Raw genomic sequence first — 18357 nt, 5'->3', positions numbered from 1 at the left:
ATGTGGGACCAGAAGTTCGAGGACCTGCTGCGCAGGTTCCTGCCGTTCCTCGGCGCCGACGAGAAGCTCGCCGAGGACACCACGCTGCGCGACCTGGGCCTGGACTCGCTCGGCATCGTCGAGCTGCTCGCGGCGCTGGAGCAGACGTACGACGTGCGGTTCCAGGACGAGGCACTCGGCCAGGAGACGTTCCAGACGCCCGGTGTGCTGTGGAAGGTGCTGTCCGGTCTGGTCGAGGAGCAGGCCGCCTGAGTCCGCGGCACCCGGGACCCACAGGGTCGAGCATCGAAGGAGGAGCAGTGGACGCAGCCGTGGGAGAGGCGCTGCACGGGCGTTTTCTGCGCGGAGTCGACCTGGCGCCGCGCAACGACGCGGTACGGGTCGGGGCCGACTCGGTCACGTACGAGCAGGCGCACGAGCGGGCGCTCGTCTGGGCAGGTGCGCTGCTGCGCGCGGTGCGCAAACCGCCGAGCACCGTGGCGGTGCTGGCGGCGAAGGGAGTCGACGCGTACGTCGGCATCCTCGCCGCGCTGTACGCGGGAGCCACCGTCGTGCCGCTGCAACCGGGCTTCCCCCCGGCGCGCACCCGCCGCATGATGCGGGCCGCCCAGGTGTCCGCCGTCATCGCCGACGAGGCCGGCTGGGCGCAGTTGCCGGAGCTGATGGCACCCGGGCCGGACGGCGAGGAGCCGCTCGACACCGGTGGCCCCGACGGCGTACTGCCCGTCCTCGCGCCCGGTTGCGGACCCGGTACGCATCCGGGTGTCGACCGGATCGTCCCGGAAGCGGCCGGCGCGCTGAGCGAGCCGCGCCCGGTGCGGCCGGCCGACGCGGCGTACGTGTTGTTCACCTCCGGGTCGACGGGCCGCCCCAAGGGCGTGCCGATCAGCCACGGAAGTGCCTCGCACTACTTCCGGCTCCAGGACGAGCGCTACGACTTCACGCCGCAGGACGTCTTCTCCCAGACCTTCGACCTCAACTTCGACTGCGCGATGTTCGACCTGTTCTGCGCCTGGGGTGCGGGGGCGACCGCACTGTGGGCGCCGCCCGGTGCGTACCGCGCGATGCCCACCTTCCTGGCCGAGAGCCGGACGACGGTGTGGTTCTCCACGCCCAGCGCGATCCCGCTGGTGCGCCGGCTCGGCGGGCTGGCTCCCGGCGCGCTGTCCGGACTGCGCTGGAGCTTCTTCGCCGGTGAGGCACTGACCTGTCAGGACGCCACCGCCTGGCAGACGGCCGCGCCGCATTCGACGCTGGAGAACCTGTACGGACCGACCGAGCTGACGATCACGATCGCCGCGCACCGGTGGGAGCCGGAGCGTTCCCCGGGGATCGCGGTGAACGGTGTGGTGCCGATCGGCCGGGTCAACGACGGACACGACCACCTCCTGCTCGACGAAGGCGGACAACCCGCCCTCAATGAGGGTGAGTTGTGTGTGACGGGACCTCAGATGACTTGCGGCTACCTGGATCCGGCTGACAACGAAGGCCGCTTCCTGGAGCACGACGAGCGCACCTGGTACCGCACCGGAGACCGGGTCAGGCGAATCGGCGAGGACGGCGAACTCGCCTACTTGGGACGGCTGGACTCGCAGGTGCAGATCGCAGGATGGCGCGTGGAGCTCCCCGAGATCGACCACGCGCTGCGCGGCTGCGAGGGCGTCACCGAGGCGGTCACGGTCGATGTGGCCGGCGCTTCGGGCACCGAACTCGCGGTCTTCTACACCGGTTCGGCCGTGCCCGCCGCCACGTTCGCCCGGCAGCTGCGGGCGGTCCTGCCGCAGGGCATGACGCCCAGGCACTACTGGCGGCTGGACGAGTTGCCGCTCAATTCCAACCGGAAGACCGACCGGGGTGTACTGCGAAGCCGTGCCGAGGCGCGGCTGGGAGGGTCCCGTACCCACAGCGCCCCCGACGCCACCACTGAGACCACCAGCACGTCCAGCAAGCCCAGCACGCCGACGACCTGACAGGAGAAGAGCGTTGGACAGCACTTCCGGCGCGGTGCACGGGGTCCCCGTGCCCGGCCACAGTCATGGCAGCCTTGTCCACACCCTGCTGGACGAGGCCGTCTCCTCCACGCCCTCATCGGCGGCGGTCAGCGACGCCGACGGGCAGTGGAGCTACGCCCGTCTCGACAAGTACAGCCGTGCCTTCGCCGACTGGCTGGAGGCGCAGGGTATCGGACCGGGCGATCGCCTGGTCGTACAGCTGCCGACCAACCGGGAACTGGTCGCCCTGTTCTACGGCGCGTCCCGGCGCGGAGTCGTCTTCGTACCGCTCAACCCGAACATGAAGGCATTCCACCTGCGTTCGGTGCTGGAGAACGCCGAGCCCGCCCTGGTCATCGGCGCCGAGGGACAGCACGAGACGCTCAGCACGGTCACCACGGCCCCCGTCCACCCGTTCGGCGGTGTGTGGAGCGAGGTGGAGAAGATCGCCGACCGGGGCCCGCGGCCGCAGACGGCGGTCGACGTCGCGCCGGACCTGCCCGCGGTCCTCGTCTACACCTCGGGCAGCACCGCCGCCCCGAAGGCGGTGATCTGCCCGCACGCGCAGATCACCTTCGCCACCCGGTCGATGGTCCAGGTGCTCGGCTACCGCCCCGACGACGTGGTGTTCTGCCGCTTCCCGATGTCCTGGGACTACGGCCTGTACAAGGTCCTGATGTGCGCGGTCGGGCGCAGCGAAATCGTGCTGGCCGACGGCGAGTCGGACCTCCGGCTGCTGTCCGCCATCAGGGACAGCGGGGCCACCGTCGTCCCGATCGTGCCGTCGCTGGCCACCATGATCGCCACGCTGGCGCGCCGCTCCGAGAATCCCGCGCCCCTGGTGCGGATGTTCACCAACACCGGTGCCGCGCTGCCCCAGCCGACCATCGAGACGCTGCGCGACGCGTTCCCCGGTGTGCGCGTGGTCCGCCAGTTCGGGCAGACCGAGTGCAAGCGCGTCTCCATCATGCCGCCGGAGCAGGACCGCGAGCGGCCCGACTCGGTCGGTCTGCCGCTGCCCGGCACCCGGGTCCTCATCCTGGGCGAGGACGGCGAGCCCGTGCCCGCCGGGGAGTCCGGCGAGATCGTCGCCGCGGGCCCGCACGTAATGCCCGGGTACTGGCGCAATCCGGAGGTGAGCGCCCGCAACTTCCGCCGCCACGAGCCCTCCGGAGAGCTGCGGCTGCACACCGGGGACTACGGCTCTCTCGACGAGGACGGCTATCTGTACTTCCAGGGCCGCCGCGACGACATGTTCAAGCGCAAGGGCATCCGGATGAGCACCATCGAGATCGAGGCCGCCGCCATGGACATTCCCGGCGTGCGGCAGGCGGCGGCGCTGCCGCCCTCGGACCGGCACGACCTGGCGCTGTTCGTGGAGTCCGATCTCGCGCCACACGCGATCCTGCGCGAGCTGGCGGGCCGGCTGGAGCGGCAGAAGGTTCCCGCGACCTGTCGGGTACTCAGCGATTTCCCCCTCACCCTGCACGGCAAGAACGAGAAGAAGCGGCTCGCCGAGCTGCTCGACGGGAGCGATCAGTGACTCGGTACACCGAGCTGGCCGAGCGGTACGGCACTCCGCTGTACGTGTACGACCTGGACCGGGTCGCCGCGGCGCGGCAGGACCTGTTCGACGCTCTGCCTGAACCGTTCAGTCTGTTCAGCGCGGTCAAGGCCAATCCGCACCCGGAGGTGCTGCGCGCCCTTGGCGCGGGCGACGGGCGCGTCTGCCGGGCCGAGATCAGCTCGCTGGGCGAGCTGGGCGCCGCACTGGAGGCCGGGTTCGATCCGGCGGAGATCCTTTACACCGGTCCTGGCAAGACGGACGGCGAGCTGGTCGACGCCATCGGCGCCGGGGTGCGGCTGTTCTCGGTGGAGTCCCTCACCGACCTGGAGCACGTGGGCGCCGCCGCCGGTGTCCAGGGGGTGGTGGCCGACTGTCTGCTGCGCATCAACAGCGCCTCGGCCAGCGCCACCACCAGCATCCGCATGACCGGCACGCCCTCGCAGTTCGGCATCGACACCGAGACGCTGGGCGAGGTGCTGCCCAAAATGCGCGCGGTGCCCGGCACCCGGGTCGCGGGTGCGCACTTCTTCCCGCTCAGCAATGCCAAGGACGAGGACAGCCTGGTCGGGGAGTTCCGGCACACGTTGTCGGTCGCCGCCGATCTTGAGCGCGAACACGGGGTGCCGCTGCGGTTCCTGGACATCGGCGGCGGGTTCGCCGCACCGTACGCCGTGCCCGGTGAGCGCCCGGTGTACGAGAAGCTGTGCGAGCGGCTGGAGACCACGCTGGACGAGCTGTTCCCCGACTGGCGCCGGGGCACACCGCACCTCGCCTGCGAGTCCGGCCGCTATCTGGTGGGCGACAGCGGTGTGCTGCTGACCCGGGTGATCAACATCAAGGAGAGCCGCGGCCGTACGTTCGTCATCCTGGACGCCGGCATCAACACCTTCGGCGGGATGTCGGGCCTGGGCCGGCTGCTGCCTGTGGCGGTCCAGCCGGAGGGGCCCGAGCAGGCCGCGGAGATCGAGGACGGCACAGGGCTGAGCGCCAGTCTGGTCGGTCCGCTGTGCACGCCGGGCGATGTGCTCGGCCGGCAGGTGGAGCTGCCGAATCTGCGCGTCGGCGACATCCTCACCATCCCTAACGCCGGGGCGTACGGCCCCACCGCGAGCCTCCTGATGTTCCTGGGCCGGCCCGCTCCCGCCGAGGTGCTGGTGCGCGGTGGTGAGGTGGTGTCCGCGTCCCGGCTGGAGCACAGCCGGGTCCCGCTGACACCGCTGGCCCCGTCGGCCCCGTTGGAAGGCCCGGCACCGGTCGGTGGAGGGCGGGCATGACCCTACTCGCGCGGCAGCTGACAGGACCGGGACCGGCGGGCACCGAGGCGAACACGGCAGCGGTGGCCACGGCGCGACGCCGGCAGACGGTCCTGGTCAGCGGGCTGGCTTCCGACTCGCACACCTGGAACCTGGTGTTCATGCAGCTGCTGATCGAGGAGCAGGGGTACGACGTGGTGAATCTGGGCCCGTGCGTCCCGGACGAGCTGCTCGTGCAGGAATGCCTGGAGCGCGCGCCGGCCATGCTCGTACTGAGCAGCGTCAACGGTCACGGCGCCCAGGACGGTCTGCGCGTCATCAGGAAGCTCCGCGACGAGCGTGGACTGGCGCAGCTGCCCGCGGTGATCGGTGGGAAGCTCGGCATCTCCGGCGGCGAGGGCGCTGGGCTCGTGGCGGAACTGGTCGCCGCGGGCTTCGACAGTGTCTTCGAGGACGGCGCGCAGGAGATCGCGGCCTTCCAACGCTTCATCGGTGGCATACCGCAGAGAGCGCTGTCGTGAACGACCGCTTCGCTGCGGCGCCGGAGAACGGTCCGGCCCGGCGAGGCGCCGGCAGGGCCGGTGCCGAGCCGAAAGTTGCCGCGACGGCCGGTACGGAGCCGGGCCTGGCACCGGACGGCACGCCCGGCGGTGCCACGCTGGACGGCGCCGTGTCCGGGAACGTCCCGTTGGACGGAGCCCCAACGAGCGTTGTCCCGCAGGGTGGCTCCCCGGCAAGCGGTTCCGTGTCCGGCGGGGGCCCGGCAGTCCGTGCTGTCGCCGGCAGCACGGGGGGTACGTCCGTGCCCGGCGTCATCCCGGCGCGCACCCGGCCCGTGGACCCGCCCGGTTCGGCCGTGCGGGCGGTCGGCGCTCCGGATTCCCCGGTCGGCGACTTCGGCGCGTTCGTGCGCCGCTCGCGCCGGGCCGGCCGACTCGTCGTGCAGCCCCGCATGGGGTTCGGCGACCCAGCGACCATGCGCGAAGGGCTGCTCGCCACCCGGCGTGCCGACGCCACCACCGTCGGCACCCTCACCCTGGACAGCTACACCCGGGTCGGGGACCTCGCCGCGATCGAGACGGCGCTGCGGGAAGGCATCGGCCTCAACGGCTTCCCCATTGTCAGTTACGACGTCGAGACCACCCGTTCGGTACTGCGCAACGTGCGCTCCGACGACTTCCCGGTGCAGGTCAGGCACGGCTCCGCGGTGCCGTTCGACATCTTCGTCGCCCTGATGCGGGCCGGGCTCAGCGCCACCGAGGGCGGCCCGGTCTCATACTGCCTGCCGTACGGCCGTACCCCGCTCGACGAGTCGATGCACAACTGGGAGCGCAGCGGCACCCTGTTCGCACAGCTTCGCGAGTGGGGCGCCAATCCCCACATGGAGACCTTCGGCGGCTGCATGCTGGGCCAGCTGTGCCCGCCGAGCATGCTTGTCGCCGTCAGCGTCCTGGAGGCACTGTTCTTCCACCGTCTCGGGATCGGCGACCTGTCCGTCAGCTACGCCCAGCAGACCAATGGCGCGCAGGACCGCGAGGCGGTGCTCGCGCTCCGCAGGCTGTGCGCGGAGCTGCTGCCGGACGCCGACTGGCACGTAGTGATCTACGCCTACATGGGTGTGTATCCCACGACGCCCGAGGGCTGCTACCGGCTGCTCGGGCAGGCCGCCGAACTCGCGGTCAGCACCGGCTCGGAACGGCTGATCGTCAAGACCGTCGCCGAGTCCCGCCGCATCCCCACCATCGCGGAGAACGTGGCCGCGCTGGAGCACGCCGACCGGGTGGCCCGGACGGCCGGAGCCACCAAAGGCCCAGGGGCGCCGGCCGCCACGGCCACCGCGGCCGCGGAAGCCGCGACGCAGGATTCGCAGACGTACGCCGAGGCGCGCTCGCTCGTCGACGCGGTGCTGAACAGCCACCCGGACCTGGGCCACGCCCTGCTGCTCGCGTTCAAGCGCGGTTACCTGGACATTCCCTACTGCCTGCATCCGGACAACGCCGGCCGCAGTCGCAGCCACATCGACGGCGACGGCTGGCTGCGCTGGGCCGACACCGGATCGCTGCCCCTTGCCGGCCTGGTGGGCGGCCGCCGGGCCCGTCCCGTCACCTCCTCGGACCTGCTCGAAGCGCTGTCCTTCGTGCAGCGCAGCTACGACCAGCCGTTCCTGTACGGGGACCGGCCGCTGTCCTGACCGCCCGCCGGTCCGGCCCGTGCCCCCGTCCTTCCCCGTCCGTCCCTCCCCGCTTTGTTCCTCGCCCGCGGAATTCTTTTTGGAGTGCACCGAATGACCGAGTCTGAGAACGTTCTTTCCGAGTCCGGTGGCAAGCCGAGGAGCAGGCCGGAGGCGCCACAGTCCGCTCTGGTGCGGCGGCTCACGGGGCTGACCGCGGCCGAGCAGGAACGCGCCGTACTGGAGATCGTGCACGAGCAGACCGTCGCCGCGCTGCGCCGGGCCCGTCCGGAAACGAAGGACGCGGTGGACACCGCACGCCCGTTCCTGGAGCTGGGTTTCGACTCGCTGGCGGCAGTGGACCTGCACACCCGGCTGTCCGCGGCCACCGGTCTGGAACTGCCCATCACAGCGGTCTACGACCACCCCACCCCGGTCGAACTGAGCCGCTTCGTACGCACCAAGGCCCTCGGCCTGACCCCCGAGCCCGTCGACGCGGCCGTCCGGCAGACATCGGGGGACGACGACGACCCCATCGCGATCATCGGCATCGGCTGCCACTACCCCGGCGGTGTCAACTCTCCCGAGGAATTCTGGGCGTTGATGGCCGAGGGCCGTGAGGTACTCTCGGACTTCCCCACCGACCGCGGCTGGGACGTTCCCGGCATGTTCGACCCGGACCCGGACCAGCCCGGCAAGTCGTACGTCGACAAGGGCGGCTTTCTGGCGAACGCGGCCGATTTCGACGCTGACTTCTTCAAGATCAGCCCCCGCGAGGCGCTGGCGATGGACCCGCAGCAACGCCTGATCCTGGAAACCTCCTGGGAAGCACTGGAGCGCGCCGGGATCAACCCGGCCTCACTCCGGGGCAGCCGGACCGGTGTCTTCTTCGGCGCCGAGGTGCATGAGTACGGCACCCGGGTGCACCAGGCCCCGCTGGGCCTCGACGGCTACCTGATGACCGGCAACGCGCCCAGCGTCGCGTCCGGCCGCGTCTCGTACACCCTGGGTCTGGAAGGCCCGGCCGTGACGGTGGACACGGCATGCTCAGGCTCGCTGGTCTCCATGCACCTGGCGGCCCAGTCGCTGCGCAACGGCGAGTGCTCACTCGCCCTGGTCGGCGGCGTCGCCGTCATGGGCAGCCCCGGCATGTTCACCGCGTTCAGCCGGCAGCGCGGTCTTGCGGCCGACGGCCGCTGCAAGGCCTTCGCCGAAGCCGCGGACGGCACCGGATTCGCCGAGGGCGCCGGCGTGTTCGTGGTGGAGCGCCTGTCGGACGCACGGCGCAACGGTCACCGGGTGATGGCAGTACTGCGCGGCAGCGCGGTCAACCAGGACGGCGCCAGCAACGGCCTCACCGCGCCGAACGGCCCGTCGCAGCAGCGGCTGATCCTGCAGGCCCTGGCCAACGCGGGACTGGGCCCGGCCGATGTGGACGCGGTCGACGCGCACGGTACGGGAACGAAGCTCGGCGACCCGATCGAGGCCCAGGCGATCCTGGCGACGTACGGTCAGGAACGGTCCGCCGACCGGCCGTTGCGACTCGGCTCGGCCAAGTCCAACCTCGGGCACACGCAGGCCGCCGGCGGCGCGGCCAGCGTGATCAAAATGGTGCTGGCCATGCAGTACGGCATGCTGCCCAAGACGCTGCACGTGGATGCTCCGAGCCATCACGTCGACTGGTCGGCAGGTGAGGTGGAACTGCTCACCGAGGCCATGCCGTGGGACGCCCCGGACGGACGGCCGCGCCGGGCGGGCATCTCCGCGTTCGGCATCAGCGGTACGAACGCGCACGTGATCATCGAAGAGGCACCGCAGGAGCAGGCGGCGCAGACCCCGGAGCGTCAGGACTCCACGGACCCGGCAGCGCTGCCGCTGGTTCTCAGCGCCCGTACGAGCGACGCGCTCAGCGCGCAGGCGGCGGGGCTGTTGGGCCTGATGGAGCGTGTGGATGCTCCGGATCCGGTGGATGTGGGTGTCGCGCTGGCGACGACGCGGGCGGAACTGGACCACCGTGCGGTGGTGACGGGCGCCGGGCGCGACGAGCTGATCGCAGGGCTACGAGCACTGGCCGAAGGCAGTGAGGGCACGTCAGAGGTCGTGCGGGGAAACGTGGTTGACGGTCGACTGGCGTTCCTGTTCACGGGGCAGGGTGCGCAGCGGGTCGGTATGGGCCGTGAACTGGCCGCCTTCTTCCCGGTGTTCGCGAATGCGCTGGACGAGGCGTGCGGTCATCTCGACCTTCAGCTCGAACGGCCTTTGAGGGATGTGCTGTTCGCTGAGGTGGGGTCGGCGGAGGCTGCGCTGCTGGATCGTACGGAGTACGCGCAGCCGGCGCTGTTCGCGGTGGAGACGGCGCTGTTCCGGCTGGTGGAGTCGTGGGGTGTGCGGCCCGATGTGCTGGCCGGGCATTCGATCGGTGAGATCGGTGCGGCGCACGCGGCCGGAGTGTTCTCGTTGGCGGACGCGTGTGCGCTGGTCGCGGCGCGTGGCCGGCTGATGCAGGCGCTGCCCGAGGGCGGGGTGATGGCGGCCGTGCAGGCCACCGAGGAGGAGGTCCGCGCGCTGCTCGACGGGGTCGGGGACGCCACGGTCGCGGCGGTCAACGGGCCGCGCGCGGTGGTGGTTTCCGGGGCTACGGCCTCCGTGGAGAGGGTGGTGGAGGCGGTACGGGCGCAGGGCGGCAAGACATCCCGGCTGAAGGTCTCGCACGCCTTCCACTCACCCCTGATGGACCCGATGCTCGACGAGTTCCGGCAGATCGCCCGGGTGCTGGACTACACCGAGCCCCGTATCCCGGTCGTCTCCAACGTGACCGGACGCACCGCCAAGTCGGGAGAGCTCACGTCCCCCGAGTACTGGGTGTCGCATGTTCGCGAAGCGGTCCGGTTCGCGGACGGGATGCGGGCCCTGGCCGGCGAGGGTGTGACGACGTTCCTCGAGGTCGGCCCGGACGCCGTCCTCACCGCCATGGCCCCTGGCGCCCTGCCCGACGACTCCACGGCGGTGTTCGTCCCGCTGCTGCGCCGCAACCGCCCCGAGCAGCCAGAAACCCTCACCGCCCTGGCCCGGCTGTGGACCGGCGGTCACCCCGTCCACTGGAGCGCCCTCCACACCGGCAACCCGACCCGCCCCGTCAACCTCCCCACCTACCCCTTCCAACGCCGGCGCTATTGGCTGGACGCCGTCCCTGACACCGGCGACGTCACCACCCTGGGCCAGTCCCCCGCGGACCACCCGCTGCTCGGCGCCCTCATCACCGCCCCTGGCACCGACACCACCGTCCTCACCGGACGCATCAGCACGCAGAGTCACGCCTGGCTGGCCGACCACGCCGTCATGGGCACCACCCTCCTGCCCGGCACCGCCTTCGTCGAGCTCGCCCTCCACGCCGGCCACCACACCCACACTCCCCACCTCGAAGAACTCACCCTCCACGCGCCCCTCGCACTCCACCCCGACCAGCACACCGATCTGCGCATCCAGACCAACGCCCCCGACCACACCCTCACTATCCACTCCCGCCCCCACGGCGCCGCGGACGCGACACCCTGGACCCTCCACGCCACGGGCAGCCTCAGTTCTGAACTCCCCGCGCCCGGCGCCGGATTCGCCCTGGCCAGCTGGCCGCCGCCGGGCGCCAGGCCCATCCCCCTCCACGACACGTACGAACAGCTCGCCGCCCAGGGCTACCACTACGGCCCCTACTTCCAGGGGCTCAAGGCCGCTTGGCAGCAGGGCAGCGAAATCTTCGCCGAAGTGGCTCTCCCCGAAGAGGCACACAGCGACGCCGGTGCGTTCGGACTCCACCCGGCCCTACTCGACGCCGCACTCCACGCCACGGACCTCGGCAAGAGCGAAGATCCTGAGGGCGCTCGGCAGACGGCCCTGCCTTTCGCGTGGAGCGGCGTCTGCGTCTACGCGACAGGCGCGACCTCCCTGCGCGTGCGCATCACCCCGGCGGGCAACGACGGCGTACGTCTCCACCTCGCCGACCCGACGGGCCAACCGGTCGCTGTGGTAGAGCAGTTGGCCATGCGTCCCGTGTCGGCCGATCAGATCGCGGCGGCCCGCGACGGCGCCGACACGCCGCTCTACGTCGTGGAATGGAACACGCTGCCTGTCGCCGCGGACCAGACGGACCCTGGCGTTACGAGCTGGGCGACGCTCGGCGAGCGGGCGACACAGTGGGAGTGGACCGGCGCCACGAACCACACCGACCTGGCAGCCCTCGCCGCGGGGGCCGGCGCGGTGCCCGATGTCGTCGTACTGACCTGCCCGGAAGGGCCGGACGCCGCCGACATGCCGGAGCGGCTGCGCGAAGCCACCGGCGGTGTGCTGACAGCACTTCAGGGGTGGCTGGCCGACGAGCGGTTCTCATCCTCCCAGTTGGTGGTGGTGACCCGGGGCGCGGTCGGCCCCCGTGACGGGCTCGATGAACCGGTGGACCTCGCGGGTGCGGCCGTGTGGGGTCTGGTGCGTTCCGCGCAGGCCGAACACCCGGACCGTTTCACCCTGTTGGACTGGGACGGCACACAGCCTCCGCTCCCCCGGCTCGCCGCAGTTCTGTCGGGAGGTGAGCCGGAACTGGCCCTGCGCAACGGCGAAACCTACGCACCCCGCCTCGTACGAGCCACCACACCCCACCCCGACACCTCAACCACCCCCGCCCTCACCGGTTTCGAGGACTGGGGCCCCGAAGACACCCTCCTCATCACCGGCGGCACCGGCGGACTCGCCACCCTCATCGCCGCACACCTCATCACCCACCACCACATCAAAAACCTCACCCTCGCCAGCCGACAAGGACCCCACGCACCAAACGCCACCCAACTCACCCAACACCTCACCCAACTCGGCGCCCACATCACCCTCACCACCTGCGACGTCAGCAACCCCACCCAACTCACCCAACTCATCAACAACACCCCCCACCTCAAAGGCATCATCCACACCGCAGGAACCCTCAACGACGCCACCCTCACCAACCAAACCCCCCACCACCTCAACACCACCCTCACCCCCAAAGCAGACGCCGCCTGGCACCTCCACCACACCACCCAACACCTCAACCTCACCCACTTCATCCTCTACTCCAGCGCAGCCGCCACCCTCGACGGCGCAGGACAAGCCAACTACGCCGCCGCCAACGCCTTCCTCGACGCCCTCGCCACCCACCGCCACACCCAAAACCAACCCGCACACTCCCTCGCCTGGGGACTCTGGAACACCAACCACGGCATGGCCACACACCTCACCCAAACCAACCTCAACCGCATGAACAACGGCCCCCTCCTCCCCCTCACCACCACCCAAAACCTCACCCACTTCGACACCGCCCTCACCACCACCAACCACCCCACCCTCCTCCCCATCAAACTCAACCCCCACCACCCCACCCAACACCTCCTCCACACCCTCCACCCCACAACACCCACCCGCCCCACCGCACACACCACCACCCACACCACCACCGGCTCCGAAGTCGCCACCCGGCTGCACCGCCTGGACGCGACGGAGCGCGAGCGCGCCCTGCTGGACCTCGTACGCACGCACGTCGCCGGGGTGCTGCACCACGACAGCGCGAGCGCGGTCGACGCCCGGCGCGCGTTCACCGAGGTCGGTTTCGACTCCCTCTCCGCCGTGGAACTGCGCAACAGGCTGAACAAGGCGACCGCCCTGCGGCTGCCCGCGACTCTCGTCTTCGACTACCCGACACCGCAGGCACTCGCCGAGTACCTGGGCGACAAGCTCTTCGGCGCGGCCCCGGCCTCGACCGCGACCCCGGTCATCCCGTCCGGTGCGGCCCCCGACGAGCCCATCGCCATCGTCGGCATGAGCTGCCGCTTCCCCGGCGGCGTCAACACCCCCGAAGACCTGTGGGAGTTGCTCGCCGAAGGACGCGACGGCATTTCGCCCTTCCCCGAAGACCGCGGCTGGAACGTCGACGACATCTATGACCCGGAGCCCGGCAAGTCCGGCAAGACCTACTCGCGTGAGGGCGGTTTCCTGCACGACGCGGCGGACTTCGATGCCGAGTTCTTCGGGATCTCCCCCCGCGAAGCACTGGCCACCGACCCCCAGCAACGCCTGCTCCTGGAAGCATCCTGGGAAGCACTCGAACGCGCCGGACTCGACCCCCACACCCTGCGCGGCAGCCGCACCGGCGTCTTCGCCGGCATCATGTACCACGACTACGCCTCCCGCCTCGGCAACTCCCCACTCCCCGAAGGCGTCGACACCTACCTCGGCAACGGCAGCCTCGGCAGCGTCGCCTCCGGCCGCATCTCCTACACCCTCGGCCTCGAAGGCCCCGCGGTGACGGTGGACACCGCGTGCTCGTCGTCGCTGGTCGCACTGCACCTCGCGGTGCAGGCGCTGCGCAACGGCGAATGCTCGCTCGCCCTGGCCGGCGGCGCGACCGTGATGTCCACGCCTGACACCTTCATCGACTTCAGCAGGCAGCGCGGTCTGGCGCGCGACGGCCGCATCCGTTCTTTCTCCGATTCGGCCGACGGCACCGGCTGGGGCGAGGGTGTCGGCATGCTGCTGGTCGAGCGGCTCTCCGACGCCCAGCGCAACGGACACCGCGTACTGGCAGTCGTACGAGGCAGCGCCGTCAACCAAGACGGCGCAAGCAACGGCCTCACCGCACCCAACGGCCCCTCACAACAACGCGTCATCCACCAAGCCCTCCGCAACGCCCGCCTCAACCCCACCGACATCCACGCCGTCGAAGCACACGGCACCGGCACCGTCCTCGGCGACCCCATCGAGGCACAAGCACTCCTCGCCACCTACGGCCAGAACCGCCCCGCCGAAAGCCCCCTGCGGCTCGGCTCCATCAAGTCGAACCTGGGACACACCCAAGCCGCCGCGGGCGTGGCCGGAATCATCAAGATGGTCATGGCGATGCGCAACGGCATACTGCCCAAGACCCTGCACGTGGACAAGCCGTCATCGAAGGTGGACTGGACGGCCGGACAGGTGGAACTACTCACCGAGGCGGTGGCCTGGGAGAGCGAGGGGCCGCGAAGGGCGGGCGTCTCGTCGTTCGGGATCAGCGGCACCAACACCCACGTGATCATCGAAGAGGCACCGCAGGAGGAGACGGCGGCGGAACCTCGGGATGCCGAGGTGCCGGTGCTGCCGCTGGTGTTCAGTGCCCGGACCGATGGCGCACTGCGGGCACAGGCAGCCGGTCTGCTGGACCTGCTGGAGGGGACGGACGCCCCCGAGCCAGTGGATGTCGGGCTCGCACTGGCCACGACCCGCGCGCAGCTGGAACGCCGCGCGGTCATCACCGGTGCCGGACGCGATGAGCTGCTCGCCGGACTGCGGACACTCGCGGTCGGCGAGGAAGCTGCAGGGACCGTACTGGGCACGCAGGTTGAGGGGCGGCTGGCGTTCCTGTTCACCGGACAGGGCGCGCAGCGAACCGGGATGGGACGTGAACTGGCCGAGGTCTTCCCGGTGTTCGCGGCAGCCCTGGACGAGGTGTGCGCACACCTCGACCCGCTGCTGGAACGGCCTTTGAGGGACGTGCTCTTCGCTCAGGAGGGTTCGGACCTGGCGGTGCTGCTGGACCGTACGGAGTACGCCCAGCCCGCCCTGTTCGCCATCGGGACGGCGCTGTTCCGGCTGGTGGAGTCGCTGGGGGTACGCCCCGATCTGCTGGCCGGGCACTCCATCGGCGAGATCAGCGCGGCGCACGCGGCCGGAGTGTTCTCGCTGGCCGACGCGTCTGCTCTGGTCGCGGCGCGCGGCCGCCTGATGCAGGCGCTGCCCGACGGCGGGGTGATGGCGGCCATCCAGGCCACCGAGGACGAGATCCTCACCGTCCTCGACGGAGTCGAGGACGCGGCCATCGCCGCCGTCAACGGACCCCGCGCGATCGTGGTCTCCGGCACGGCAGCCTCCGTCGAGAAGGTCGTGGAGGCAGTACGGGCGCAGGGCGGCAAGACCTCGTACCTGAAGGTCTCACACGCCTTCCACTCCCCGCTGATGGACCCGATGCTGGACGAGTTCCGCACGGTGGTGTCGGGCCTCGCCCACAGCGAGCCCCGTATCCCGGTCGTCTCGAACGTCACCGGACGCACCGCCACGGCAGGGGAACTCACCTCACCCGACTACTGGGTGACCCACGTCCGCGAAGCCGTCCGCTTCAACGACGGCATACGCGCCCTGGCCACCGAAGGCATCACCACCTACCTCGAAATCGGCCCCGACGCGGTCCTCACCGCCATGGCCCCCGACGCCCTCCCCGACGACACCTCGGCCACATTCATCCCGCTCCTGCGCCGCAACCGCCCCGAGGAGGCCGAAACCCTCACCGCCCTGGCCCGCCTCTGGACCACCGGCCACACCGTCAACTGGCCCGCCCTGCACACCGGCCGCCCCGCCCGCCCCGTCGACCTCCCCACCTACCCCTTCCAACACCAGCACTACTGGATCAACGCGGTGGCCGAGCAGGCCGACGTGTCCGCCGCCGGCCTCGCTCCCGCGCAGCACCCGCTGCTCGGCGCCGCCATCACGCTGCCGGAGTCGAGCGCGGTGGTCCTGACGGGACGCATCGGTCTCCAAACCCACCCGTGGCTCGCCGGCCACGCCGTCATGGGCACCACCCTCCTGCCCGGCACCGCTTGCGTCGAACTCGCCCTGCGGGCGGGCGACCAGGTGGGTTGCGGCCTGCTGGAAGAGCTCACCCTCGAAGTGCCGCTCGTCCTTCCGCCGCAGGGCGCCTGCGACCTCCGGGTGTCCGTGGGTGAGCCCGACGAGTCCGCACGGCGGCCGGTCAACGTGTACTCGCGAGTCCAGGACGCGGCCTCTGCCGACGCCTGGACCCGGCACGCCAGCGGTCTGCTCGCCGTCGGCACGAGCGCGTCCCGCTCCGGGGCCGATCTGAGCGTATGGCCGCCCGAGGGCGCCACCCCCGTCGATGTGAGTGAGCTCTACTCGACGCTGGCCGCCGACGGGCTGGAGTACGGCCCGGTGTTCCGGGGCCTGCGCGCCGCCTGGCGCCGCGACGGTGACGTCTTCGCCGAAGTTGCCCTGCCCGAAGAGGCGCACGGCGACGCGGGTGCGTTCGGTCTCCACCCGGCCCTCCTCGACGCCGCACTCCACGCCACCGAGCTGGTGGGCGGCGACAGCCGGCAGCTCGGACGCGGCGCGGCCCTGCCGTTCGCGTGGAGCGACGTGTCGCTGCACGCCTCGGGGGCGACCGCACTGCGGATCCGGGTCGCGGCGGTCGACGGCAGTGCGGACACGACGTCGCTGGACCTGGCCGACGCGGCCGGAGCACCGGTGGCAACCATCCGCTCGATGGTCGCCCGGCCGGTGTCTGCCGAGCAGATTGCGACGGCGCGCGGCGGTTCGCTGCCGCTGTACCACGTGGAGTGGACCCCGATCCCGACGGAAGGCGCGAGCGCGGGTACCGGCACCGGTTGGGCGGTGCTCGGTCCGGAGGCTGACAAGTGGGCCTGGGCAGGCCTGACTTCGTACCCGGACCTGGCTTCGCTCGGCGATGCGGTGCCACCGGTGGTGCTGCTGCCGTGCCCGGTCGTCGAGTTCGACGCCACGGACCCGGACGGCAGGACGACGATGCCGGAGCGGCTTCGTGAGGTCCTCGGCGATGTGCTGGGCACTCTGCAGCAGTGGCTGGCGCAGGAGCGGCTGTCGTCCTCGCGGCTGGTCGTCGTGACTCAGGACACGGACGGCCCGGGAAGCCTGATCAATGCGGCGGTGGGGGGTCTGGTCAGGTCGGCCCAGGAGGAGAATCCGGGCTGCTTCGTACTGGCCCGCTGGGACGGCGACGAGGCCTCGGCCCGTCACTTCCCGGCCGCGGTCGCCAGTGGTGAGCCGCAGGTTTCGGTCCAGTCGGACGGTGTGTCCGCGGCCCGGCTGGGACGCGTCGCACCCGATGTGACGACCGCCGGCTCACCCGCCCTCACCGGTTTCGAGGACTGGGGCCCCGAAGACACCCTCCTCATCACCGGCGGCACCGGCGGACTCGCCACCCTCATCGCCGCACACCTCATCACCCACCACCACATCAAAAACCTCACCCTCGCCAGCCGACAAGGACCCCACGCACCAAACGCCACCCAACTCACCCAACACCTCACCCAACTCGGCGCCCACATCACCCTCACCACCTGCGACGTCAGCAACCCCACCCAACTCACCCAACTCATCAACAACACCCCCCACCTCAAAGGCATCATCCACACCGCAGGAACCCTCAACGACGCCACCCTCACCAACCAAACCCCCCACCACCTCAACACCACCCTCACCCCCAAAGCAGACGCCGCCTGGCACCTCCACCACACCACCCAACACCTCAACCTCACCCACTTCATCCTCTACTCCAGCGCAGCCGCCACCCTCGACGGCGCAGGACAAGCCAACTACGCCGCCGCCAACGCCTTCCTCGACGCCCTCGCCACCCACCGCCACACCCAAAACCAACCCGCACACTCCCTCGCCTGGGGACTCTGGAACACCAACCACGGCATGGCCACACACCTCACCCAAACCAACCTCAACCGCATGAACAACGGCCCCCTCCTCCCCCTCACCACCACCCAAAACCTCACCCACTTCGACACCGCCCTCACCACCAACCACCCCACCCTCCTCCCCATCAAACTCAACCCCCACCACCCCACCCAACACCTCCTCCACACCCTCCACCCCACAACACCCACCCGCCCCACCGCACACACCACCACCCACACCACCACCGTTGATCCCTCCTCGCTGGAGCAGCGGCTGGCACCGCTCGCCGACGACGAGCGCCGCCTCCTGCTGGAGGACATGATCTGCGTCGAGGTGGCCGCGGTGCTCGGGTACGCCGACGCCTCGTCGCTCGACCCGGCGCGGTCGTTCCAGGAGTCCGGATTCGACTCGCTCACCGCGGTGGAGCTACGCAACAGGCTGAAGAAGACCACCGGTCAGCGCCTGTCCGCCACGCTGGTCTTCGACTACCCGACGCCCCAGACCCTGGCGAGGTACCTGCTGGAGGAACTGCTGCCGGAGATCGAGGAGATCCGGGCGCAGCAGCAGGTGCCCGCAGCGGACGGGAACGAGGACAACGAGGACGAGGACACGCTGCGCCGGGTGCTCGGCTCGGTGCCGCTGGCCCGTATCAGGGAAGCCGGCCTGCTGAACGCACTGCTGGCGCTGGCCCCGTCCGGGCTCCCGGCACAGAGTGCAAAAGCGGCGCACCGGAATGCCGAGGCCGAAGGCGACCAGAGCGACGGCGACCAGAGCGACGCGATCCTGGCGATGGACATCGACGACCTCGTACGCGAGGCGTTCGAGCGCAGCGACTCCGAACAGCCTGAATGACCGAGCGGGCTCCGGCCCCGCCGG

The 18357-nt window shown here is 70.7% G+C and carries 7 protein-coding genes; all 7 read left to right on the top strand.

Annotated elements, in window-relative coordinates; all coding sequences use genetic code 11:
* Entirely contained in the window at positions 1 to 252 is a 252-nt protein-coding gene (locus NRF20_RS39250) for a phosphopantetheine-binding protein (RefSeq protein ID WP_389986390.1), read from the top strand.
* Positions 253 to 299: 47 nt separating this feature from the next.
* Entirely contained in the window at positions 300 to 1970 is a 1671-nt protein-coding gene (locus NRF20_RS39245; RefSeq protein ID WP_413754107.1) for an AMP-binding protein, read from the top strand.
* A gap of 34 nt (positions 1971 to 2004) precedes the next feature.
* A complete protein-coding gene (locus tag NRF20_RS39240; protein ID WP_413754656.1) occupies positions 2005 to 3534 on the top strand; it encodes an AMP-binding protein in 1530 nt (509 codons plus the stop codon).
* A complete protein-coding gene (locus NRF20_RS39235) occupies positions 3531 to 4832 on the top strand; it encodes a type III PLP-dependent enzyme (RefSeq protein ID WP_413754106.1) in 1302 nt (433 codons plus the stop codon). Before NRF20_RS39240 ends, NRF20_RS39235 begins: the two co-directional genes overlap by 4 nt.
* A complete protein-coding gene (locus NRF20_RS39230) occupies positions 4829 to 5332 on the top strand; it encodes a cobalamin B12-binding domain-containing protein (RefSeq protein WP_398634854.1) in 504 nt (167 codons plus the stop codon). Before NRF20_RS39235 ends, NRF20_RS39230 begins: the two co-directional genes overlap by 4 nt.
* Before the next feature lie 314 nt (positions 5333 to 5646).
* Positions 5647 to 7002 carry a methylaspartate mutase gene (locus NRF20_RS39225; RefSeq protein ID WP_413754655.1) on the top strand — a complete coding sequence of 452 codons (1356 nt, stop codon included), beginning with the start codon at positions 5647 to 5649 and terminating at the stop codon, positions 7000 to 7002.
* Positions 7003 to 7095: 93 nt separating this feature from the next.
* A complete protein-coding gene (locus NRF20_RS39220; protein ID WP_413754105.1) occupies positions 7096 to 18333 on the top strand; it encodes a type I polyketide synthase in 11238 nt (3745 codons plus the stop codon).
* Positions 18334 to 18357: the final 24 nt, after the last annotated feature.

The organism is Streptomyces sp. R-74717 (genome assembly GCF_047305335.1).
Classification (GTDB): Bacteria; Actinomycetota; Actinomycetes; order Streptomycetales; family Streptomycetaceae; genus Streptomyces; species Streptomyces atratus.
The sequence above is the reverse complement of the archived record's forward strand: the minus strand, read 5'-3'. Positions and strand labels throughout refer to the sequence as shown.